The sequence below is a fragment of the Bacillus sp. FSL K6-0972 genome, from assembly GCF_037976035.1.
Classification (GTDB): domain Bacteria; phylum Bacillota; class Bacilli; order Bacillales; family Bacillaceae; genus Bacillus; species Bacillus haynesii.
On sequence record NZ_CP150260.1, the window covers coordinates 2,221,784 to 2,243,692 of the forward strand.

Consider the following 21,909-nt stretch of genomic DNA (forward strand, 5'->3'; position numbering starts at 1 on the left):
TAAATCTTTTAGGAATGACATTTATTTTTTGTTTTCATTTCTTTTCAAATAATTTGTGGCCTTTAGCGGTCTCATGTAAAATATGTTGTTTCTATGAGTGAACATCTTATTTTTTGGTCCTCTTTTACCGTAGCATTTTCCTGAATTTATTGTGAAAGCATGTTTGAGCAACATTTTCCATCTGTAAACCCCCCCTCCAAAATGCAACAACTTTTTTATTTCTTCTGCCTGACGTCAGGCTAACCTAAGGGTTTCTTTTCAGATATAAAAAGTTAATAAGATTTTCTTGACGGTAAGACTCGGAATATAATTTATAACCTTCTTAATTCAAAAATAAAGTTCAGCAAAATCTTTAACTGTAAAAATGCATCCTCATTTGATTTATACAAAAGTCGCCGTCTTTTTCTGCACCAGCTATTTTGAAAGCAATCTTAAAAAATTTTGCTTTTGAATGACGATTCACTTTATAACTATAGAATTTCTGACGATCTAAGATTCTAAATGTGGTCTTTTCTGAAAAAATTCGTTTTTCATTATCATACTGGATAAAATAAATGTCGAGAGAAAAGTCATTCGGACAATATTTTTCTAGTTCGAAATAAAACTCCATCTGGGATCCCTTGGTTGATGATACATTTTCAAATTTTTTCGAAGGAGGAACAGCAAAAGGCTTGTCGAATAATTCAAAATAAAGCCGATCCTCTTCTTGCCCATCTACCCATTGTATATAATTTGTAACTTTATCAATCTGGAATATGCTAACCTTTTTATGCAATGATGTTAAAACGTCTGCTGGTATGTGTTTGATGTCGTTTAAAACACCTTTTTTAACAACTTTAGAACTTTCCGGAATGTTAATTCTCATTCTAGAATTTTCTTTTTCTCCTGTAAACCAATGATCAGACAACAATACACTTGCAGTATAAAGACTCCACAAAAGTATGTCATACTTACCAAGAAAATTACCTTCTTTGTTAAAAAGTTTCTTCAACTCGTTTTTATTTACTATATCAAATAAAGGAGAGCTTTCATTGGAAAATATAATTTCTTGAAATTGTTTTTTATGATTACTTAAAACATTTGTTCTCCAATTGAATCCGCTTCTTTTAGTTGTTGCATATATAGGCTTTCGGCTGATCCATTTTGTAAGATCCCGTTTACTATAGGGATGATGCTTTTCAAAATACCACCGATCCTCCGCAAACGGGATATTCACTAACTCAGGTGCAATTCTCATTAAAATATTATATATTAAATACTCGTCTCTACAATATTGTGTTTTTAGCATCTGCGCTTTTTTGACTAATCTTGCTTCAAACAATGGAGGGTAGTTTTTCATTCCCATTGCATATGCTGATCTTGATGTTGCAGACCACCTTCCACACCTATAGCTTAAGTAAAAACTGTTTAATATATCGTGGTAATTTAAATGGGTTTGATGTTTATCAATAAAATTAAATAAAAATTCCTTATATCGTAAGGATGCTTCTTCTGTTATTATATTTTCGTATTTGAAAAAGTTTGACAAAAGGTAGTTTTGAAGAGATTCTTTAGATGTGATGTTTGCATTTTTCGCATAGCCACCTCTTAAGAGTTCCCCCCCTTGTCCTCCTAAAATAATTTTGTCTGTATCAAAACCGTCTTTAAGCCCATTAATATTTTCATATGAAAATATCATACCTTCGGTATTTTTTATCACATTTACGGCCCTTGTATATAAATCCACATTCATAATATTTTGCTTGTACGAAGGGAGTTTCGTATGGTGGGGAATTCCTAAACTATCAGATATTTGTTTAGCGATAACAACATCCGGAGTATCTTCAAATCCATTAGTAGTCGCTTCTAAATCAAGTCCTAATCTATTCATTGCTGCTACTACTAAACGACTATCTTTCCCTCCCGTTAAACCAATTTTATAAGTTGTATTTTGTTTTTTTAAAAAAGTAAAGCTTTCAAGAAAAAGTTCTGTAATCTCGTCGTAATACTCTTTACTCGGCTCTACCGAATACATTTGATCATCAAAGTCATCTATTTGCTTTATAGTTATTTTGTGTTCCTTTACCTCTATACGACTGTTTCGTTCCAACACATTTACGCCTTTAAATGGTGTTGCTTCATCACAATAAAACCCATTATTTATAAAAGAAGTAAAAGAACTGATGTCATACTGAGGTTTGTTTATTTCATATGCAATTAAATGCACTATGAGTGCTTTAGTTCCAACCACAATTCTTTCAGGAGTATCACACCAATAAATTGGCTCAGCTCTTGTTACGTTATTCCAAGCTATAAATCGCTTATCCTGCTCCCGAAATGCCGAAAATGCAAAAATGCCTCCTGTATTTGATAGGTATTCATCTTTATTATTGCTAGACAAAAATCCTTTAAAAACTTCAGATTCATCCCCTAAAAAGTCTCCTGATATTCCGAAGTGATATGGAGGAAAATTGTATTTTATAGGTACAGATTCGTTAGAGAAATTATAAAAAGCAATATTGTCATTGATAAATTCATTTACATTAACATGATTTCTTCCAAAAAAACGTGAAAAAATCTCTTTAATTTTCTTTATATTGGAATCTGCTTTTACATGTTTGGTTCGTTTTTCATTTAGATATAAAAAACCCTTCATATGCAACACCTACTATCTTATCTAATATGATTTATTTTATCACATTATGGTGAAAAAGGGACATTTTATTCAAGAAAAATTCATAAAATTATGCATAAGAAGTCAGTGATGATCAAAAAGGCTCATTAGATTCCACTGCAATCTTAATTATTAAGTAATTCTAAATACTCCTTTTATTTTGATACCTAGATACTTTTCCCCTTGTATTAGATGTTCACTAAATTATTGATTTTCTCAAGCTTTAATCCCTTATCAACCTCATATGACATGAATTTCCGTCTATCATTCATGGATAATATAGACAACTTGATACTAACGTGTAGCCCTTTCTTCACTAATGGAAAAAAACCGTGCAAAAAAACGAATTGAATAACTTCTTACTAGACAGAATAAGACGAGTTAATATTTCAATTTATTTCGTAAAGGAGTGAACGAAATAAAATTAATTCAACATTTAGGTAGTGAATAAAAAAGCAAAGATCATGAACCTAAGCACATCGAAGAGATGACCCTAAATACCGCGGTTACAAGTTTTTCACTTTAAAATTCGGATATGGAGTGGTTAATGTGACGCAAAAAAATGGAGCAGACAGACCGGATGATTACAAAAGATTTTCTTCACTAGACAAGAAATATGATTCTCAGCAATCTTTAGACAGCAATGCTAAGACAGAAAACGTAAACACTGAAACTGATAACAAAGAAAACATAAATGACACCACGGATGTGGCCGGAAAATATTTCGATCCCTCGGATTATGAAGGGACTACTCAATTGGAAAAAGGATTAGCTGAAACTCATGAACAGGTCAGTGATGACTATTTTGAAGGAACGATCGATCAAAATTTGGACTAGCCATTCAAACGGAACTAACTCTTTAAAGTTAGTTCCGTTTGAAATGAATAAAAAATGACTGTCCTCTAATCAATGATTCGTTCAACGCCAAAATCTATAGCCGGATTATAAAAATGCGTCTGTTTGATCAGATGACGAATGTCTTTTTACAGCCCATTTCTATATATCATTCGTCTGCAAAAAAAGTTTATTCATCCCCCCTAGCGTTCTCACCCATTCCCTCTATCCCCTCACTGTCATTAGTGCACCTTTATAAAGTCATGTTAAAGCTAATGTCTACTTTGTGATCCAAATTCTTCAATCGTGATGTTCACATCATATTGAATGGGAATCTCCGTGAATACTTCATCCCAATTTTTCTTCAGCTTTCTCCAAAGAGAGGGATATTGAATCCTCACTTCATCACCGAAGCCTGCAAGGTCAGCTTTATATTCCCTCTGCATTTTTTCTGTGATCTGCTCAACCAGCTGTTTCACTGTTTGTGACGCACTTGCTTCCTTTCTTTTTAAATAATTTTTGTCAATTTCTGCGTCGGCTGTATTCCAGTTTTCAGCCAGGTGTGCCTCTGAATTAATATTGACTTTAAATGAAAGGCGGTTTCCTTTGACGACTGGCTTGATCTCACTCTTAAGATGATCTACTGCCATGGCCGTCAATTTTTTTGTTTTTTGATCATAGTTTTTGACAGTACCACCTACCCCTTGTCCTTTGATCCACATGATCCCGTCTAAATCTTTTTCATCTAAAAAACCAAGGAGCTTATTTGTTTTTCCGTTAATGGCTACAGCTCCTGCATATTTGATTTCCCCGTTGACACCGATGATGTTTTGAAGCAAATAGCTGGTTCCGGCATTCATCATGCCCGGCAGTTTGGCAAGAGTGATCGGAGGCAGAATTTTTTTCGCCCTAAAGTCATTGTGAATAATTCTGCTAAGGTGAAACGCGGGTATTTTACCGGTGCCGTCTTTCAGTTCAAGTGCATCGCTTGCTCTTCCTCTTGTTACAAGGACAAGCGTGCTCAGTCTGATTTCATTGTCCCTAAGAGCCTGATCAAGCAATTCCTTCAGTGAATATGGACGAAGCAAATCCGCAGCAATGACGATCACCTTTAAGTGGGAGCTGAAGACCGGCCTGTCCTGCCTGAGTGCTACTTCAGTGCCTATTTGCTGAAAGGAATCGCCTGTTTCATATATGTTAATGTACGGTTTTTGACTGCTGCCGCTTCCCCCCGCAATCTGGGTCCCTGCTGTGTACGGATTGACATATTGGTATGTCAAGGTTATTTGGTCTTTTTTGGGGTAATCTCCACCCATTTTATCAAATTTTTTTTCAAGTGCCGTCTCTCGGCCTTCATCAAATCCCATAGCAAAAGTCAAACCGAGATCTTCAATTTCATGGCTGCTCCAGCATCCAGTTAAAAAAAGAATCATTATTGGGAATAAAAAGCAGATCTTATAAGTGCTCTGTTTCATGTTTCCGCTCCTCACATGAAAAAATCAAGGAAATTTGCCTGGCTTCAACAAGGTCTGATCCTATTTTTTCCTTGGATCAATTTATATATATACGGTAATTAAAACCATATATTTAAGAGGCCGTGATTCCGGCTCCATCTACTTCTTCTCGGCAGACGTTTACACAAAATGGTAACAAAGTGGCTAGCAACGATTACATTATGAAGACTGTTTAGCAGTTTTGTTTGCGATTTATTTATAAAGAGTTATGTTTATTGCTTTGAGAGCTTCTGTCTGGTGAATCATCGAAACGAGCAAAAGCTGAACGATACGAAACCGAACAAACGTGCAGAGTGATTTAGTTTTCGGTTTGTGCTTTTCCTTCACACAATTTTCCGTTTTTTTAATCCATCTATGCTACAATAAAATGGAAAAAGGAGGGGGTATTGAATGAAACGCTTTTTGCTGATCACGGTGTTGGTTTGTGGATTTTTCAGTTTTGGAAGCAGCGCTGAAGCTTATTCGTTCCCGCACAAGCTGAATCTTACGTTTACGGGAACTCATGTGGAGGACATTCCCTATAGCGACTCTAACGTTTCTCACTGGCATATTGGCTACAAGTTTACGATTTTTAATGCAGAAAACTGCAAAACAACGATTAAAATTCAGATGATGCACCTTTCCGGCAGATTTATGAGCTTAAGCATTAAAGATTTTGAAGGGGACTGGCCTGACCGAACTGCTCAGGATGTCATCACGTTAATGCCTCGGACCTACAGGCTTTACTTTGAGAATACCGAAGGTGAATGTAAGGATATCCGCATTAAAGGAACATACGGAGCTATTCCGCAAACTTATGATTATTTCTCGGCCTTCAGCCAAAGATAGCCGTTATAAAAGACTACAAGACGGCAATACAAGCTAAAAGGCCTGATCAGTACAATTTTGCATTATTGTTACTGACAACAAACGGATGAGGGGGAATCATTTGAAAAACTTTTGGAAATATGAAGACGAAGATCCGTACACTTTAAAAAGCGTCTCAAAGAGAGGCATTCTGAAAGCTGAAAAAAAGTTAGGTGTGAAACTTCCCGAGGAATACAAAGCGCTTATACTTGAACAAAACGGCGGCTATATCAATTTTAATGCTTTCCCTTCTGAACGGCCCACCTCCTGGGCTAAAGATCATGTCCAGTTTGACTACTTATTAGGCTTAGGGAAAAAGGAAGGAATTCTCGAGAGTAAAGCCTTTATTAAAGAATGGGGACTGCCCGACAACCTAATCCTTATTCATGGTGACGGCCATACGTGGATAGCGCTTGACTACAGGGAGACGAAAGAAAATCCGCCCGTTCACTATTTTGACTCAGAATTTGAAGAAAATTTTAAATTAGCCGATTCATTTGGAGAATTTCTCTCTAAACTTTATACAGATGACTCCATTGATGATGACGGCTGCGAACATATCGAAGGCATACATCCTGAGAATGCAGATATTCCCTATGTCTATCCGGAAGATGCCATCACAAAAGAAGAAGCTGAACAAATTCTGACTGAAAATTCGGCAGCCGATCTGCATCAGATTCTTTACTACCCTATTGAAGGTTTGAATGATTTAAATTGGCTCCTGACAAAAATAAAAGAAAGCTCTTTGACAGCAAATATTGACAATGGTGTCGAACTTGCCATTGTTTTGGAATCCATTATTTCCTACCATAAAGATTTAACGCTTGATAATGAACAAACAAGAAGGCTGGTCTTAGACATTGCAGCTATTCTAAAGAATTTGAATGACTCTGATATCGACATACTTTTATTACAGATAAAAGATTCCCTTTAAAAAAACAACTTTTATGTTGTTTTTTTATTTATGTTCCGCCCCATTCTATAAACTCTCCTGTTCCGAGACCTCAATGTAGGCAACTGTTGTTACTCAACCCTTTTATGAAACATAGAATACTAAATAGAAATAATCCATAAAAGGAGTTTAGATTATGAATTTGAATGATATAAAAGGAGACTATAATGCCATTTTCGGATTAGGCCACCTTTGTTTAACTGCTCTTCAGCTTAGAAAAAACAACTTAAGGCCGTACGCAGGCCCTTTAGACTGGGTCGGTACCTCTTCCCTGACCGAACTGAACCGCCTTTTAAAGAATCGTTTTTCAAATTTTATGGCACCTCTAAATCTAAGGGTAACAGGCTACTCAACAGGTGTTTATACCACTGACCGTTATATCTCTTTAACAGATGATTATTATCATGTCGATTCAGCACATGATTTTAAAGCAGATAAAAACACACTCGAACATCTTGCCACATACGATGAAGTGATGGAAAAATTCAATAGAAGAATCAACAGATTTTATGAGAAGATGTCAACCGCTAATCGGGTCCTTTTTGTCAGAACGAACGGAACCTACAAGGAAGCTGAAGAACTGGAGTCCGTATTATCGGATTTAGTACAAAAAGACTTCAGGGTTCTCCTTATCAATCACGCAAAAGTTAAAGGAATCGTCGAGCAGAATTGGCCATTAAAAAGAATATGCGCGGTTACACTTCCAGATCGTGAAATCTGGCAGTCTAATGATCATTTGTGGAGAGAAATGCTTAATGGCGTGAGTTATGTCCCTTTTTAATCAAAACTTATGAGCGACAGGAAAAGGTTATAACATCATCACAACCTTTTCCATACATACTCTTCTCTGAAAACTAAACTAAAAAGCTGGTCTTCAAACAGAAACAATTCCTAAGGAGCGGCTTTCTGAAGTCCAGCAAGGGCAAGTTTATCACTGAAAATTTCAAAGGAAAGATTAAAAGGCGCCCTCAGGGGATCGGGATAAAATATGATCTCTTGCTTCCAGTGCTTTTTGTCTCACCTTTTCAAGATCTGCATCAACCAATCGGCCGTTTCGTTTCAGCGCTTTTCCTGCGACATATACGGAATCTACGTTTCCGGTGTGCGTGCTTTGGACGATTGCCCCCACCGCATCAGTGAAAGGGAGCAAATTGACGCTGTCCGTTTTCACCATGATAAAGTCAGCTTCTTTGCCGGGCGAAAGCGAGCCGATTTTATGATCGAGCCTTAAGGCCCTCGCCCCGTCAATGGTGGCCGCTTTCAGGATTTGTTCGGCCGAAATGCTCAATTCAGGACCCGGCATGATCCCTTCTCTCAGCAGTTCTTCATTGTGCTTTGCGCGTTCTGCTTGAAGGGCAAATTTCATCTGTGCGAAAAGGTCTCCTCCCGTCGATGTCACAACATCAACCCCAAGTGCGGGACGAACCCCGTTTTTCAGGGCGAGCCCTGTAACAGGATAACCGTGCCCCATCATCATCTCTATTTCTGGTGTCACAGAAATAGAGCTTCCGTGAGCCGCAAGCATTTTCATTTCTTCTTCACTCATCGCATTGGCATGCACCATGTTTAAATCGGGACCGAGCAGCCCGGCTTGATTCAGCTTCTCAATCGAACGATCTTTCGCTCCCCAGTTGCCAAACGCAATATGCATGCTGCATAAGGCATCCAGTTCCCGTGCCGTTTCGATTTCAAAGACAGATGTCTTCCATGAAGAAAACTCCGGACCGCGAATTGCAAGTCCCATCGTCAGAAGCTGATCCTTCGATTGAAAATATGCTTTTTTTACCCGTTTCGCTTCGTCCATATTCGAAAGATCGCTGTCTCTGTCCCAATATTCGGCGTCACCAGATGTTCCGAAAGCGAATACTGCGCGAATGCCGGCGTCTTTTAGTCCCGCAATCAGCTGGTCCGTATGATCAGGCGATTCAATCATCGTCCAGTCCAGCAAAGTCGTGACGCCTGCATCGAGCGCCTCAAGCGCTCCTAAATAGTTCGCGACCCAATCATCCTCAGGTCTTCTCATCGATCCATAATTCCCATAATAAATCCGGTTTAAATAGGTTTGCAGGGACCAGTCGGCTCCGATTCCGCGAATCACAGATTCCCATACGTGGCGGTGCGTATCAACAAATCCAGGCATGATCAGCATATTGGAGGCATCAACAATCTCTGCGTCTCCCGATTCAATCGACTCGGCAACGTCCAGAATGACGGAGCCTTCAATCAGCATGTCCCCTTTTTCGATCGTTTGAAGCTGCGGATCAAGCGTCACAATCGTTGCGTTTTGAAAAAGTGTTTTTTGCATAATGGTTCTCCTTTCTTCCCAGCCAACTCAGAAAACATCATCCTATATGTACCAGTTTAATATAAAAAAGGTATAAATGATATTAATAAGCATTCCGCAACTTGGAACTCCGCCTGCATTCTTTCGTTTTGCTATATTCAATTCTCATGTGTTCGCTATAGCCTATGTTAAATATGTTGATATACACGGTTACTACCTCTCAAAATGGGAACAGACCATAAAAAGCCCCTTCCGGGTATTTTCTACGGTCTGGAAATAAGTGAAACGTTAACTGCGATCAGAATAAGGTACAATCAAGGTTTTATTAATAGCAATGGCCATAGTCCGACTTTTTTTCATAGCCTTTGCAAGGTTTTCTGCAATGATAGTGTTCATGCGAAACATCCTTATGATGTGAGTAAGTGTGCGGATAGTAATGAACATGTTCATATTTGTGGTGGTCTATTTTTTTTGTATGCTGTGGATGAATATGAGGAACGACAGATTTTGAGTAGTTATGATCCTCACAATATTTCGTAGGATAAACATGCGGCTCATGACGTTTGCAATACATTTGTACATTCTCCTTTCCCTTCATTTTATAGATTCACTAGTACATTATGCTGAAAAGCTAAAGCCCGACTGCATAAGTACCTATACTTTGTCCCTATTTTCGCCCGTTCATTTTCTGAAGACCATTTTTGGAAAATCTGTTTTATTACACTGAAGCATCGGCCAGTTGAATACCCTTATTTCCGGAGTAAAAAAAGACATTAAACGAACATACTTTAATGTTCGCTTAAAGTCCTTCACCTCCAATGAACCTTGACGGGCTCTGTATGAATATGCAGCTCTGTTTTCGTATCAAAATGAACAACAAAACCCCTGATTAATCCATAGAACTTGTTTTTTTCGGTAATTTTCATAACGGTCGCTTCGTCTCTAAATCCTGGCGGATGGCATGGCTCACCTACAACATAATGCTTTGAATGAACGGTGATTGCTTGAATTGACTTCATTTAATCCCATTCCCCCTCAGAAACGTCATTCACCCCTCTGCTTCTGCGCTAAACGGAAATTCACCCCGGTAAAAAACTTGCACTTCGGGTATTTTTCACGCTTCAGGCTGTAGAAGCAGTCCCGGTGATTATCATGATAACATGATTATCCAAAATATTCCTTTCCGCTTTTTGAACATTATGTGGCGGCAGCTCCTCCATATAAAATCAACCGATAAATTGCGTTAAAATCCGATTGAACATTTCGCGTTCCTCCCAGAACGGGCCGTGTCCGCTGTATTGAAACGGAACAAGATATGAATTTCTTATTTTACGGCTGAGTTCCTTTGCTTGTGCAAACGGAATCACCTTGTCTTGAATACCGTGAATAATTAAGGTCGGAGCAGCGACTTTTCCAAGATCTTCATACAGTTTCTCATCTCTCAGCATTTCGATGACCGCTTTTGTCGACCAGCCTGCGGCCTGCAATCCCAATTGAAAAAACCAGTCCGAGAACGGTTGTGTAATATATTGAAAGAAAAATGTGTCGGTCACTTCACGCATCATCTTAGGACGATCGTTAGACGCTTGCTGAAGCAATTTGGCTGCCGTCTCTTCAGTAAATCCCACAGGTGCCGCCGCATCGATCAAAACCAGCTTTGAAACCCCAGAGCCCCTGTATCGGGACATATAGCGGAGTGCTATGGCGCCGCCGGTTGAATGACCGGCGAGCGTGAAGTTGTTTAATTGAAGCGCCTCAACAACAGCACGGATATCATCAGCCAAACGGTTGTAATTGTAGCCCGTCGCCGGCTTATCCGAACGCCCGAATCCCCGCCAGTCAATGCCGATACAGCGGTATCCCTTTCGCGAAAGATCGTCAAATTGATATTCAAACTGCAGATGGCTTAATGGCCAGCCGTGCAAAAATACAATTGCTTTGCCGCTTTGAGGATTGATGTCTTCAACGTACAGATTAACGCCTGTTTCTGCCTGAATAAAGTATCCCACGCCGTCGCCCCCGATCATGTCTTTACCATAAGATACTCCCAAGATATAAATAGGTGAATGTCTCCGATGGCTGAATGTGAAGAATGTGAAAAGGCTGACTGGTTAGACTATTTCAAGATACGGAGGTGGTTCAATGGTGGCACTGCTGAGAAGTCTGGCGATATCGCTTGTCCTTATGCTGCCTGCGGCAGCGATCCAAGCACAGCCGGCCGGACAAGTACCTTATCCATGCAGCGTTGTTCTTCATCCAGCCCAGGATATTCCCAATGCCCGCGGAACGGCTTTAATTGCGAAAGTGAAGAAACCGTATACCGAAGACCCCGCGAGTCCTGTCAGGGAACGGCAGAGCGTCGGCATCTACGCTGATTGGCTTCCGGCCCCTGCTTCATTTGGAGATTATGATCAATTTGAAGGAATTGCCCGGATACCGGGCCAGATCAGCTGGCGCTTTACCATGCATCAAGTCCAGGAAGACGCGCCGAGCTGGTTTGGCGGAAGTCCTTGGGCGGGCAAGTTTGACGAAATATCGTCGGAGCTGACTGTGAATACCCGAGTCGAAGTGCGCCCTTTCAATTCAAAGACGAAAAAAGCCGGCCAAGCTGTTTTGCAGGGGACGTTGCAAGGATGCAGGGGCTAACTCAAAAAAAGGCCGTAAAAGCTCCATCAGGACGCTCCTTACGGCCTTTTTTCATGAGAAGAATTTTTTCTTCCGGAAAGGTTAGTATTTTTTGTAGCGTTCGCAAGGTTTACCGCAGTAAGAGTGGTCATGATAAACCGGCTTATAGCTTGAATAAGAGTGCGGATAATAGTGAACATGATCGTATTTGTGATGATCCACTTTTTTAATATGCTGCGGATGGATGTGAGGAACGATCGTTTTAGAGTATCTGTGATCCTCACAGTATCTAGTAGGATGCACAACTGGCGGCAGAACGCGCGGTTTGCAGTAAGACATAAGCACTTCTCCCTTCCTTGAGTTTCATTCTTCACTATCAAAGTATGTTGATTAGCACAAACTTGTACTAATACAAGAAACTAAAAATCCGTCCATTTTCCACGCCTTTTCGCTAAAAAAAGTTTCTCAGATGATATAATAGAAAATATTGATAAAAATGGAGTTGGACAGATGGACGTGATATCGATCGTTTCTTTTTTGGGTGCGGCCGTACTGCTTACACTTATGCCGGGCCCTGACAACCTGTTCGTTTTGGCACAGAGCATCTCAAAGGGAAAATCGGCAGGTGTAGCAACCGCTTGCGGACTATGCACAGGGTTAATCGGCCACATCATCGCGGCTGCAGCAGGCATTTCTGCTGCGATCTATCAATCAGCTGTCGCCTTCTCGATCGTGAAATATGCAGGTGCAGCCTATCTGCTGTTTTTAGCTTACCAGTCTTTTCGGCAAAAAAGCACTGGCTTCAACCTTGAAGCCAAAGACTCATTGAACCGCAGGGCTTTATATCAAAAAGGCGTTGTGATGAATCTGTTAAACCCGAAGGTCTCATTGTTCTTCATTGCCTTTCTTCCGCAATTTACTCACCCCGGCACCTTCAATGTGACAACGCAAATGCTCGTTTACGGCATGTTCTTTTTAATTCAAGCGTTCGTTATTTTTGTGATGATCAGCCTGTTTGCGGAAAAAGTCGGAGACCGGCTGCGCAGAAGTCCGCAAGCCGCTAAAAAAGTTCATTTGCTTGAAGGGTCTTTATTCGCTTTAATCGGGCTTAAAATAGCGGTCAGCCAAAGGTAGCGCCGCTGAAAAAAAGGTGTGCAGCTTGCACACCTTTTTCCAATTTTGCCGCTTATAACATTTGACGCATTTACCATTTCCGCCGTCGGCGCCGCTTTCATGGACACGGCGGCAATTTCATCCCTAAAACATCGAGGTTCATGTGAAAATGAACAGCCCTGCATTCCATTTTTCGTTTTCAAGCTTGATCTTTGAGTGGGAGCCGGTGTTGTGGAAGCGAAGTGATTTGTTTCTTTAGCTGGAGTAGATCACAAGGCTGTCAAATTCTACAGAGCTTTCTTGCTGTGTTTGATTTCTCCTTCGTTTCATTGCATAGTGGAGTGCCAGACAATGAGACAAAAATCTAAAGTGTTATTGTTCTCTATACTCCCCCCTTTCTTTGAAGCCAGTATACAAATTTCCCGCTGCTTCGTATTGATGCAAATCGGTTATTTTCCGCTCAATCCAAATGATCAGATTAAATGAAGCAGACTCATCGATCTTAGGGACGGCAGATCAGTCAATCGATCAGCATGGGTCTTTATTGATAGAATTTGCCGTTTACCTGAGGTAAAACGGGATCGTTTGAGTCGCATATCTGCTACAAAGTTTCGCTTAAAAAATGAGATTCATTTTCACTTTTCATCAGTAAAAAAGACTCGAACATCGAGTCTTTTCAATTTATTTACAAATGATATTTTAAATGTTATAATAAATTGTTTACAGAAATAAAAATCTATTTTTATTTATATAAATCAATATAGCTAAAAGGAGGTAAAAAAGATGGCCAAGACTTCAATGATTGTCAAACAAAAACGGGAACAAAAGTTCAAAGTCAGAGAGTACACCCGCTGTGAACGCTGCGGCAGACCGCATTCCGTGATTCGGAAGTTTAAGTTGTGCCGCATCTGCTTCCGTGAGCTTGCTTACAAAGGGCATATCCCTGGCGTTAAAAAAGCAAGCTGGTAAGAACGATTTCGTCAGCCTTTCCAAAAGGCTGGCTTTTTTTATTTAGGCTCTGTTAAATTTTAATGTTGATACGTTTGTTCAACTAACATCCCCTAGCTCAATAAGAACTATTTAATCAGTTGCTCATTATACACACTAGTTGAGTGTAAATTCTCTTTTAATAAGTTATCAATGATTTGCTTTATTACATTTGGTTCTCGTAAGTCTTCGTTTTTAAATGTTACAAGGTCATTTACTTTTATCCACTTGCTGTCTACAATTTCATCTTCTTCGAGATTTAAAGAACCTCCAGTAACTTCACCAATAAAATGAAATAAAATAACTTGATTCTTTGTACTACTGATAAAATTATATACACCAGTAGCGGCAATCAGGTTTACGTCCAATCCTGTTTCCTCTTTAACTTCCCTTCGAGCTGAATAGAGAATGTCCTCTCCATATTCGATACGTCCACTCGGAAAGTTCCATTTATTAATAGCAGCAGGTTTATTCTCTTTTATCATCAAGACTTTATCATCGCTAAAGATTGATACACTGGCTACTAAAACAATTCCATTTTGCGACATCCATTTCTCCTCAATTCCCTTTGGAAATGATATTTATCTCTATTATATCCTGCCTTGTTCATTAAAAGTTGCTAAACACCTTGCTCGCCTTGACAACTCAATCGAACACTTGTTTCTATTTTGATTATATCAAGGATTCGAGTAGGTATCAAATATCAACATTTCCTATAACAGAGCCTTTATTTAAGTAGCTCACGAGCCGTCACCGTCCAATATTTGAACAAACCCGTTTGTTCCGTCGACTCGGATGTAAGCGCCGTCTTCTATGATTTCTGTCGCTTTGTCGATCCCGACGACAGCAGGAATGCCGTATTCCCTTGCTACTACTGAACCATGAGTCATCATACCGCCCACTTCCGTAATCAGTCCGACCGCTGAAGTAAAAAGCGGAGTCCAGCCCGGATCAGTATACGGCGCCACTAAAATGTCCCCTTGATTCAGCTTCGCGTCTTCAGGGCTCTTCACAACTCTGGCGGTCCCTTCGATGATTCCCGCAGAAACCGGTGTCCCTGTGAGAGCTCCTTCAGGACTTTTTGCGTTTCGCAGCTTCCCTGTAATGATCTCCCCTTCACTCGTCATCACGCGGGGGGATTTGAGCTTTTGATTGAACATATGCTGCCGTTTTCTGTCTGTTAACAATTCCGGAATATCCCCGATACCGCGATTCTCCAATAGCGCGATAAGCTCCTCAAGCGTAAAGTAAAAGACATCCTCTTCACAATTGAGAATCCCTTTTTCAACGAGGGTGTGGGCTTCTTTAAGAATGGCTTTTTTGTATAAAAACATTAGTTTTACAAGTGTAAATTTATGATGCTCCCGCATGCCCATCAGGCTTCGGTACATATGAACGAGCCGGGAGATTCTCTTTTTTTCTGGAAAACGAAATTGAGAGATGATCTCCTTTTTTGCCTCTTCAGCTTCCATTTCGCCTTGTTTAAATTTCCTCCTGTGTTCCCCGGCAACAGCCGTCCGAATATGGCTGAGTATGGACGGAACGAGCTGAACCGGAGCCTCGGCCCATCTCGGCCTTGTCAAATCGATTTCTCCCACGCACCGCATCCCGTACTTTTTCAGAAAATCGTCTAAACCGTGCTTCAATTCGGCGCCGCCGGGGATTTTGAGCAGTTCTTCCATAAAGTTTTCGCTGTTTGCACGCTTGAAATAGTCAATGACATCAGGATGCTTTCTCGCCTGATCGGAAAGATCTCCTAACTCAAGACCCATTTCCGTTGTAACATTATGAGGCAGGGATTTATACAATTTCGCCAGCAAAATAGCGCTCTTCTCGTCCCCCAGCTTCTTTTTCAGCTTTTTTTCGAGCAATCCGGCTGCAATCATTCCGCTCAAGACATATACAGCGACCTTTGAAAGCACGTCTTGGAGCATATTTCCCATTCCCTTTTGGATGAAGTGGATCGTCTCGGCACCGGAAGTCCGGCTAAGCTTCTCCTCGGTGTCCGTCACGATGGCTTCAATGATCAATTCCGCTTTTTTCTCGGCTTTATCGGGGTTTCTCATCAGCAGGATTCCGGCAACTTTTAATGCTGCCGGAATCAAAATCGGCGCCAAACTCCCGGCAATATGAAACATACCTTTTCTCGAGATGGAATAATGCTGATGTTCTTTGCGCTTGACTGCGTCCGATACAGCTGATGCCATCAACTGATCCATGCCGCTTAATACTTTAAGCAGCCGGCTTCGGACGAATCTGAGGGAGAGAGCACCCGTAATATCGGCGAACACCCTTCCTCCCGCTTCGCGAAGAATCGGCTGTGCCGAAGGATCTTTTTTTAAAAATCGGAGGACCTGACTGATAACCGATACGCCCAGCGGTTTCAACGGATCGGTCATCATTTGGATATAGCCAAAATTAATCAATACGTGCGGCTTATCATCAAAAACGCGGATGACCGGGTATAGGGATGTGATCGGCCGGCTTTGAAGAATGTAAAAGCTACCGCCGGCAAAAGCCCACTCGATATCCTGTTCCTTGCCGTAGTGGGCCTCGATTTTGCGCCCCAGTTCTGCCAATTCGAAGATTTTTGGATCCGTCAAAGCCTGTGTTTGTTGTTTTTCCGGAGAGAGAGTTTTCTGGACGGTTCCTCCTTCAGGTACTGAGTAGATAGCCGATTCTTTCTTCGAGAGTTGTTTTTTGACGATTTCACCTGACCGAACCTGATACAGATCAGCGCTGACGACTCCGGACACCAACGCTTCACCCAAGCCAAAGCTTGCATCGATGGAAATCGTTTTGCGGTGCCCCGTGATCGGATCCGCCGTGAACATAATTCCGGAAACCTCGGGAAAAACCATCTCTTGAACGACGACTGCCAGAAAGACAGAGCGGTGGTCGAAACCGTTTTTCGCGCGGTAGGAAATCGCCCTGTCCGTAAACAGCGAGGACCAGCATTGTTTCACCGCATCAAGAAGCTGATCTTTCCCGCAGACGTTCAAAAAGGTGTCCTGTTGCCCCGCAAATGAAGCCGTCGGCAGGTCTTCAGCCGTTGCACTGGAGCGGACGGCATAGGCTTTATCTTTGCCGGTGGTATCTATGCCCTCCAATATCGCCGATTTGATCTCGTCAGGCACGGGGACCTGAGCAAGATGTTCACGAATCTGTTTCCCCGCAGTCCGAATCTGTTCAAGATCATCATGCTTGAGCTGTTCAAGCTGATCGAGCAGGCTGTCGATGATGCCGCTTGTTTTTATGAACGCACGGTAGGCTGCAGTTGATATGCAAAATCCCTGAGGAACGGGAAAGCCCGCTTTTGTCATTTCCCCGAGGTTCGCCCCTTTTCCGCCGACATCGGGCAAATCAAATTGATCGATTTCATTGAAATACAGCACGTATTTCTCCATTCTATCCTCTCCTTACACCGCTTTTTGCAGCAATTTGACGCCGCATTTTCCGGGTTGTATAAGCTGTTTTGACTGTTTGGACGATTTATTTTTCCCCGGCCAGGACTTTCAACACACTTTGTCTTTCGCGGCATGCCTTTTTTTATACGTATAAAATGAACACTATGTTGATTAATATTCATCATGTTTATTATAATTGCGCAAAAGGAGAACGCAATGAACAATCAATCAGCAAATGTTAAGTTCTCAACACAATTATGGAAATTGTTGATTTTCATGAACCGTCAGGAGGATTTGAATGACTGAACAAAAACAGGACCGCAGGGTAAAACGCACGAAAAAAATGATCAGAGACGCACTCTCTGAACTGATGAAAAATAAAACGTTTGAAGAGATATCCGTCACAGACATTACGAAGAAAGCCGATATTAACCGCGGCACGTTTTACTTGCACTACGAAGATAAATACGATTTGCTGGAACAAAGCGAGGAGGAAATCATCCAGGAGATCAATAACATTGCTAAACGCTCGATTCACTCAATGGACATATTAAAACAGGATGTGATTGACCATCCGCTGACATTCGTCGTCGACATTTTTCAATACATAAGAGAAAACGAGGTTTTTATGAAAGCCATTTTAGGCCCTAAAGGCCCGGGTTCTTTCCGTTTAAAATTTAAATCGGTTTTGAGCATCAATTTAAAACGGCTGAAAGCAGCGATCAGAACGAATCCGATTGTGCCGGAGGACTACTTGATTTCCTACATAACCGGCGCTCATATCAGCGTCATGCAGCAATGGCTGGAAAACGGCATGAAAGAGTCGCCACATGATATGGCGCTCATCTTATCAAAAATAACCGGAATGGGCCCTGCATATGCGGCAGGACTGAGAAATAAATGACTGGCTTCAAAAGAGGGATGTACCCTCTTTTTTGCTTTTTTCGTGAAATGTATAAGAAATCAAAAACAATCCAAAATATAGTGAAAAAGGTGGTGAGACCATGCAGAAGAAAGGTATTCAAAACAGCAGCCTCGAGCAGCTGAAAAACGATCACGAAACAGAAAGTGCATTCCAGCAGGATGACAAAAGCAATAAACAGCAACAAAACAGGAATGCTTTAAAATAAGCTGAAAGGTGAGGAAACGAAATGAAGCATGTAAGAGCGTTGTGTTTAAAATTCATTGTGAGCCTTGTCCTTTTATATGTGGTCCTAACTCTGTTTTTTGGCGTTCCATTCGGCGAAATGTTTGTTTTGACATTGTTTTTGGGTGTGATATCCTATTTGATCGGAGATCTTCTGCTGCTGCCGCGAACAAACAATACAACTGCGACAATGGGAGATTTTGGCCTTTCACTCGTATTGATCTGGGCGATTCTCGCGATGCAAAATAATCCGCCGTATGGTACGCTTGCTGCAGCTTCAATCGTAGCAGCGATCGGCGTCACCGTGTTCGAATATTTCTTCCACCGCTATATGGAAGCCAACGTTTTGGACGAAACGAAAAACGGAAACCGGGAAAACAGGGAAAAGCGAGGCTCATTGCAGTATCAAAGCGAAGCATCTGAGGAGCTTTATCCGGTTACCCCATCCAAAAAACAGGACAAAGAATGAGCACGAAAACCTGCCGATTGGCAGGTTTTTTACTCTTTATGCCCCGGGGTATTTTTCTTAATTAAAGGAATATGCGTCTTTTTCACGAATTGATATTAAAAAAGTGAGGAGGACAAAAAGTATGACACATAACGCACTAAAGCATTTAGACTATCACAATTGGGCGAATCAAAGGGTTCTCAGCCACCTGAAAAGCCTGCCTGAAGAGCTGTTTACCCGGGAAATCAAAAGCGTTTTTCAATCTGTATCTGAGGTTGTTACCCATATGTGCTTTGCTGACGCCTTATGGCTTAAGGTTATATCCGGAGCCCCTTACGAGGAAGCAAAGGAAACAGGCATGCGGCTGAAAGAAGAATTAAAGGAAAAAAAGATCGATGACTTCGTTTCCATCTTTCATGACACGGCGCTTCAATATGAAACGTTTTTTGAAAATCTTGAAGACCCCGATGATGAAATCACGATTGCACATCCAGCATTCGGCGAAATCAAAACGCCTATTAGCGAACTCCTTCATCACGTGGTCAACCACGGCACTTATCACAGAGGCAACATTTCAGCGATGTTGAGACAAATGGGTGAAGCAGGTGTGCCGACGGACTATGTTTATTATTTATTAAGCATGAAGCAAACGACATAAGTAAAAAAACCCTTGTTCCGCTTTTGGAACAAGGGTTTCGTAATTAAAATGATGCTGCAAGCTTTTTAGCTTCTGCCAAGCCGTTTTCAATAATCTTTTGAGCGTCGTCAGGAACAGCGTTGTGTCCTTCGATGACAACGGTATGCAGGTCTTGAACACCGAAGAAGCCCATGACGGTTTTCATGTAGTTCAATGACATTTCCATTGCAGCCATCGGTCCTTCAGAATAGAAGCCGCCTCTTGCATTTAACAGAGCAACCTTCTTGTCTCCCATCAGGCCTTTAGGTCCTTCAGGAGTATATGTAAATGTCACTCCTGCGCGGGACAAGTAGTCCACATAAGTGTGAAGTACAGCTGGAACGGCGAAGTTCCACAAAGGGAATGCAAAAACAACTTTATCGGCTTTGACGAATTCGTCCAAGTAACGATCCGCTACAGCTGCAGCAGCTTTTTCATCCTCGTTCAATTCCATGCCTTTTCCTGCTTTAAATGTCCCGTTAATGGCATTTCTGCCCAGGTACGGCGGGTTTTCTTTGTAAAGATCAAGCTCTACAATTTCATCGTTTGGATGATTTTCTTTATAGCTGTTAAGAAACACTTCATAAAGTTTAACAGATACAGCTTCTTCAACTGTACGGTCATTAGCTTTAACAAACAATACTTTAGACATTCTATTTTCCTCCCGTTGCTAACGTTTTAATATTTACTTACAAATAGTATGTTACTTTCATTTAAATAGAAAGTCAACTCATTTATTTTGATGCCAAAATATGTTTCTATCAAAAAAGCCCTGTTCATATTTGATAAAAAACAAACGATTGCTCATATCAGCAAGAACTTTCGTTCGGATAATACAACATTATTTAAGTTCAAGCATAAAATATTATATTATGTAGCATATTTATGCGTGGTCGGAATATGCTGCGAAGCAAATAAAAAAGTTTTCGTTTAGGTTACAATGGCACATCTCATTAGGAACATTTATAGCGATAACAATATACAAACCAAGTGATACTTGCACTTAGTAAAGACAACGCAATCAGTGCGGTTAGATAACTATACGTTTGCCAAACTAGAAATGACCTCCAACTAGCCCCAAATATTGTGGGGAGGATTAGGCATAGGATACCTATAAAAATTGTAGTCACAAGCCAAAAAGCTATGAGTGTCAATCTCTTTTTCGTTAACGGTAATTTCCTATTCTGTTTCTTTCTACGCACCCCTAAAAAGAAAAATAGAATTGCTAGTAATGTTAGAGCAATTGTAGCGGAAGATAGAGCGATATCGGAAATCTGCATCAAACTCATTTGATAGCTTTGGGAGATATTTCCGTCTAAAATATCCTTAATATTATATAACATGTCAATATTTGTACTGGCACTATTGGATAATAGAGAGATACCTAGCTGTTCTTCTGGGAATAAGAATATATTTGTTGCAAACGTTGGATTACCACCTGCGTGTTGGCTGAATGTCTGATCTGCATTCACGACCCACCCCGCCCCATAGTACAGTTCATCCACAGCCGCAACAGACCTATTGCCCTCATGTGATTTTGCAATCAGCCCTTGAAAGATTTCCGGAATATCTTCAACAATTCCCAATTGAATTCCCATCCAACGGGCTATGTCTTGAGAGGACGAAAACAGATACCCAGCAGGTGTGTTTCCTCTAAATTCCGGTGCATCATATGGCAGCGTCATGAAAAAAGCGGAACGATAGCCCTGTGCCAACTGACCTGTCGCTTGTACCTTACCTCTATTCGCATAAGTTTCATACAACCCCAGTGGTCGAAATACTTGTTCTTCCATAAAATCCTCAAAGCTTTGTCCCGATACGGTTTCTATCACCAAGCCCAGCACATCATAATTTACCGTCCCATATTCATATCTTTCGCCAGGTGGAAATACCACTTCGGCATCTATTAACATTTCAACGGTCTTTTGCAACATATCTGGTGTATTTCCCTCTGGGATATGCTGAGTATGATACCTATTGATTAACCCTGTAGTATGATGAAGGAAATGATTCAAAGTAACACTCTGCATGTCAACGGGCTGTCCCTGATATCGCAATGAGAACCAAGGTAAATACTCTACAACCGAATCGTCCATAGACAAAAATCCCTGCTCTTCCAAAAGTAAAATTCCTAAAGCAGTAAAAGCTTTGCTGACGGAGGCTAACTCCCATATGGTGTTTTCATTGGTCAAAATCCCTTCCTCAGAGTTTGCATAGCCGGATGAAAAGAAATAGGTATCATCCCTTGATTGTATTGAAACTGACATGCCCGGTGTGCCAGATATACGCCTAGCATCTTCTAATAATGATTGGATTGCAACAGACTCTTCCTCTGTCAATGCATAGGCTGAGGTGTTAAATCCAACAAACAACATAAATACTGTGATTATTGTTATAATTATCATCTTACTTCTCATGAGACA

The 21,909-nt window shown here is 40.9% G+C and carries 22 protein-coding genes; 11 read left to right on the top strand and 11 right to left on the bottom strand.

The genetic code is table 11. The features are described 5' to 3' along the window. Positions 1–352: 352 nt before the first annotated feature. Positions 353–2,635 (bottom strand): asparagine synthase-related protein, encoded by a 2,283-nt coding sequence (locus tag MKX80_RS11070; protein ID WP_182070533.1) that lies wholly within the window; start codon positions 2,633–2,635, stop codon positions 353–355. A 567-nt stretch (positions 2,636–3,202) separates the two neighbouring features. Between MKX80_RS11070 and MKX80_RS11075 the strand changes: the two genes are divergently transcribed. Further along, positions 3,203–3,490 carry a YozQ family protein gene (locus MKX80_RS11075; RefSeq protein WP_182070532.1) on the top strand — a complete coding sequence of 96 codons (288 nt, stop codon included), beginning with the start codon at positions 3,203–3,205 and terminating at the stop codon, positions 3,488–3,490. Between the two features lie 269 nt (positions 3,491–3,759). Here the strand turns inward: MKX80_RS11075 and MKX80_RS11080 are convergent, their stop codons facing one another. After that, positions 3,760–4,962, bottom strand: a complete 1,203-nt coding sequence (locus MKX80_RS11080; RefSeq protein ID WP_182070531.1) for a Ger(x)C family spore germination protein — start codon at positions 4,960–4,962, stop codon at positions 3,760–3,762. Positions 4,963–5,391: 429 nt separating this feature from the next. Between MKX80_RS11080 and MKX80_RS11085 the strand changes: the two genes are divergently transcribed. From MKX80_RS11085 to MKX80_RS11095, 3 genes are all read left to right on the top strand, one after another. Then, complete coding sequence (locus tag MKX80_RS11085; protein ID WP_154999759.1) at positions 5,392–5,829, top strand: hypothetical protein; 438 nt, start codon at positions 5,392–5,394, stop codon at positions 5,827–5,829. Positions 5,830–5,929: 100 nt separating this feature from the next. Further along, positions 5,930–6,781 carry an SMI1/KNR4 family protein gene (locus MKX80_RS11090; RefSeq protein WP_154999758.1) on the top strand — a complete coding sequence of 284 codons (852 nt, stop codon included), beginning with the start codon at positions 5,930–5,932 and terminating at the stop codon, positions 6,779–6,781. A gap of 154 nt (positions 6,782–6,935) precedes the next feature. Next, positions 6,936–7,580: a DUF1796 family putative cysteine peptidase gene (locus tag MKX80_RS11095; RefSeq protein WP_182070530.1), complete on the top strand. Its 645-nt coding sequence runs from the start codon at positions 6,936–6,938 to the stop codon at positions 7,578–7,580. Positions 7,581–7,754: 174 nt separating this feature from the next. Here the strand turns inward: MKX80_RS11095 and MKX80_RS11100 are convergent, their stop codons facing one another. The 4 genes from MKX80_RS11100 to MKX80_RS11115 all read right to left on the bottom strand — a co-directional run bounded on the left by MKX80_RS11100 (position 7,755) and on the right by MKX80_RS11115 (position 11,092). Continuing rightward, on the bottom strand, positions 7,755–9,104 hold the full coding sequence (locus MKX80_RS11100) for an amidohydrolase family protein (protein WP_268315041.1): 1,350 nt from the start codon (positions 9,102–9,104) through the stop codon (positions 7,755–7,757). Positions 9,105–9,408: 304 nt separating this feature from the next. Continuing rightward, positions 9,409–9,657 carry a CotD family spore coat protein gene (locus tag MKX80_RS11105; RefSeq protein ID WP_339226780.1) on the bottom strand — a complete coding sequence of 83 codons (249 nt, stop codon included), beginning with the start codon at positions 9,655–9,657 and terminating at the stop codon, positions 9,409–9,411. Positions 9,658–9,892: 235 nt separating this feature from the next. Beyond that, positions 9,893–10,102: a hypothetical protein gene (locus MKX80_RS11110; protein WP_268311319.1), complete on the bottom strand. Its 210-nt coding sequence runs from the start codon at positions 10,100–10,102 to the stop codon at positions 9,893–9,895. Between the two features lie 207 nt (positions 10,103–10,309). Continuing rightward, entirely contained in the window at positions 10,310–11,092 is a 783-nt protein-coding gene (locus MKX80_RS11115) for an alpha/beta hydrolase (RefSeq protein WP_244958281.1), read from the bottom strand. 133 nt (positions 11,093–11,225) lie between these two features. Here MKX80_RS11115 and MKX80_RS11120 point away from each other — a divergent pair, with 133 nt between their 5' ends. After that, entirely contained in the window at positions 11,226–11,729 is a 504-nt protein-coding gene (locus MKX80_RS11120) for a hypothetical protein (RefSeq protein WP_154999753.1), read from the top strand. 81 nt (positions 11,730–11,810) lie between these two features. On the opposite strand, the gene MKX80_RS11125 is transcribed toward MKX80_RS11120, so the two are convergent. Continuing rightward, positions 11,811–12,047 carry a CotD family spore coat protein gene (locus tag MKX80_RS11125; RefSeq protein ID WP_154999752.1) on the bottom strand — a complete coding sequence of 79 codons (237 nt, stop codon included), beginning with the start codon at positions 12,045–12,047 and terminating at the stop codon, positions 11,811–11,813. Positions 12,048–12,218: 171 nt separating this feature from the next. On the opposite strand from MKX80_RS11125, the gene MKX80_RS11130 reads away from it, so the two are divergent. Beyond that, positions 12,219–12,842: a LysE family translocator gene (locus tag MKX80_RS11130; protein WP_268311317.1), complete on the top strand. Its 624-nt coding sequence runs from the start codon at positions 12,219–12,221 to the stop codon at positions 12,840–12,842. A gap of 762 nt (positions 12,843–13,604) precedes the next feature. Beyond that, the gene (locus tag MKX80_RS11135; protein ID WP_003182651.1) at positions 13,605–13,790 is read left to right on the top strand and encodes a type Z 30S ribosomal protein S14; all 186 of its coding nucleotides are present in this window, start codon (positions 13,605–13,607) and stop codon (positions 13,788–13,790) included. A gap of 107 nt (positions 13,791–13,897) precedes the next feature. On the opposite strand, the gene MKX80_RS11140 is transcribed toward MKX80_RS11135, so the two are convergent. Then, positions 13,898–14,356 (bottom strand): NUDIX domain-containing protein, encoded by a 459-nt coding sequence (locus MKX80_RS11140; protein ID WP_154999750.1) that lies wholly within the window; start codon positions 14,354–14,356, stop codon positions 13,898–13,900. A gap of 192 nt (positions 14,357–14,548) precedes the next feature. Continuing rightward, positions 14,549–17,215, bottom strand: a complete 2,667-nt coding sequence (locus MKX80_RS11145) for a phosphoenolpyruvate synthase (protein WP_268311316.1) — start codon at positions 17,213–17,215, stop codon at positions 14,549–14,551. A 298-nt stretch (positions 17,216–17,513) separates the two neighbouring features. On the opposite strand from MKX80_RS11145, the gene MKX80_RS11150 reads away from it, so the two are divergent. The 4 genes from MKX80_RS11150 to MKX80_RS11165 all read left to right on the top strand — a co-directional run bounded on the left by MKX80_RS11150 (position 17,514) and on the right by MKX80_RS11165 (position 19,468). Beyond that, entirely contained in the window at positions 17,514–18,119 is a 606-nt protein-coding gene (locus MKX80_RS11150; RefSeq protein WP_154999748.1) for a TetR/AcrR family transcriptional regulator, read from the top strand. A gap of 100 nt (positions 18,120–18,219) precedes the next feature. Beyond that, entirely contained in the window at positions 18,220–18,345 is a 126-nt protein-coding gene (locus MKX80_RS11155; RefSeq protein WP_154999747.1) for a biofilm-forming protein, read from the top strand. A gap of 21 nt (positions 18,346–18,366) precedes the next feature. After that, a complete protein-coding gene (locus MKX80_RS11160) occupies positions 18,367–18,831 on the top strand; it encodes a YndM family protein (RefSeq protein ID WP_182070523.1) in 465 nt (154 codons plus the stop codon). 121 nt (positions 18,832–18,952) lie between these two features. Then, entirely contained in the window at positions 18,953–19,468 is a 516-nt protein-coding gene (locus MKX80_RS11165; protein WP_268343328.1) for a DinB family protein, read from the top strand. Positions 19,469–19,511: 43 nt separating this feature from the next. Here the strand turns inward: MKX80_RS11165 and MKX80_RS11170 are convergent, their stop codons facing one another. Further along, entirely contained in the window at positions 19,512–20,138 is a 627-nt protein-coding gene (locus MKX80_RS11170; RefSeq protein ID WP_339226788.1) for an FMN-dependent NADH-azoreductase, read from the bottom strand. A gap of 301 nt (positions 20,139–20,439) precedes the next feature. Further along, on the bottom strand, positions 20,440–21,903 hold the full coding sequence (locus MKX80_RS11175; protein WP_182070521.1) for a serine hydrolase domain-containing protein: 1,464 nt from the start codon (positions 21,901–21,903) through the stop codon (positions 20,440–20,442). Between the last annotated feature and the right edge of the window lie 6 nt (positions 21,904–21,909).

Excerpts from the sequence above, each read along its gene's own strand:
- MKX80_RS11150 (WP_154999748.1), top strand. The coding sequence starts at position 17,514 with ATGACTGAACAAAAACAGGACCGCAGGGTAAAACGCACGAAAAAAATG.
- MKX80_RS11100 (WP_268315041.1), bottom strand. The coding sequence starts at position 9,104 with ATGCAAAAAACACTTTTTCAAAACGCAACGATTGTGACGCTTGATCCG.
- MKX80_RS11130 (WP_268311317.1), top strand. The coding sequence starts at position 12,219 with ATGGACGTGATATCGATCGTTTCTTTTTTGGGTGCGGCCGTACTGCTT.
- MKX80_RS11070 (WP_182070533.1), bottom strand. The coding sequence starts at position 2,635 with ATGAAGGGTTTTTTATATCTAAATGAAAAACGAACCAAACATGTAAAA.
- MKX80_RS11175 (WP_182070521.1), bottom strand. The coding sequence starts at position 21,903 with ATGAGAAGTAAGATGATAATTATAACAATAATCACAGTATTTATGTTG.
- MKX80_RS11085 (WP_154999759.1), top strand. The coding sequence starts at position 5,392 with ATGAAACGCTTTTTGCTGATCACGGTGTTGGTTTGTGGATTTTTCAGT.
- MKX80_RS11110 (WP_268311319.1), bottom strand. The coding sequence starts at position 10,102 with ATGAAGTCAATTCAAGCAATCACCGTTCATTCAAAGCATTATGTTGTA.
- MKX80_RS11095 (WP_182070530.1), top strand. The coding sequence starts at position 6,936 with ATGAATTTGAATGATATAAAAGGAGACTATAATGCCATTTTCGGATTA.
- MKX80_RS11160 (WP_182070523.1), top strand. The coding sequence starts at position 18,367 with ATGAAGCATGTAAGAGCGTTGTGTTTAAAATTCATTGTGAGCCTTGTC.
- MKX80_RS11080 (WP_182070531.1), bottom strand. The coding sequence starts at position 4,962 with ATGAAACAGAGCACTTATAAGATCTGCTTTTTATTCCCAATAATGATT.
- MKX80_RS11145 (WP_268311316.1), bottom strand. The coding sequence starts at position 17,215 with ATGGAGAAATACGTGCTGTATTTCAATGAAATCGATCAATTTGATTTG.
- MKX80_RS11140 (WP_154999750.1), bottom strand. The coding sequence starts at position 14,356 with ATGTCGCAAAATGGAATTGTTTTAGTAGCCAGTGTATCAATCTTTAGC.
- MKX80_RS11125 (WP_154999752.1), bottom strand. The coding sequence starts at position 12,047 with ATGTCTTACTGCAAACCGCGCGTTCTGCCGCCAGTTGTGCATCCTACT.
- MKX80_RS11135 (WP_003182651.1), top strand. The coding sequence starts at position 13,605 with ATGGCCAAGACTTCAATGATTGTCAAACAAAAACGGGAACAAAAGTTC.
- MKX80_RS11105 (WP_339226780.1), bottom strand. The coding sequence starts at position 9,657 with ATGTATTGCAAACGTCATGAGCCGCATGTTTATCCTACGAAATATTGT.
- MKX80_RS11155 (WP_154999747.1), top strand. The coding sequence starts at position 18,220 with ATGCAGAAGAAAGGTATTCAAAACAGCAGCCTCGAGCAGCTGAAAAAC.
- MKX80_RS11165 (WP_268343328.1), top strand. The coding sequence starts at position 18,953 with ATGACACATAACGCACTAAAGCATTTAGACTATCACAATTGGGCGAAT.
- MKX80_RS11170 (WP_339226788.1), bottom strand. The coding sequence starts at position 20,138 with ATGTCTAAAGTATTGTTTGTTAAAGCTAATGACCGTACAGTTGAAGAA.
- MKX80_RS11120 (WP_154999753.1), top strand. The coding sequence starts at position 11,226 with ATGGTGGCACTGCTGAGAAGTCTGGCGATATCGCTTGTCCTTATGCTG.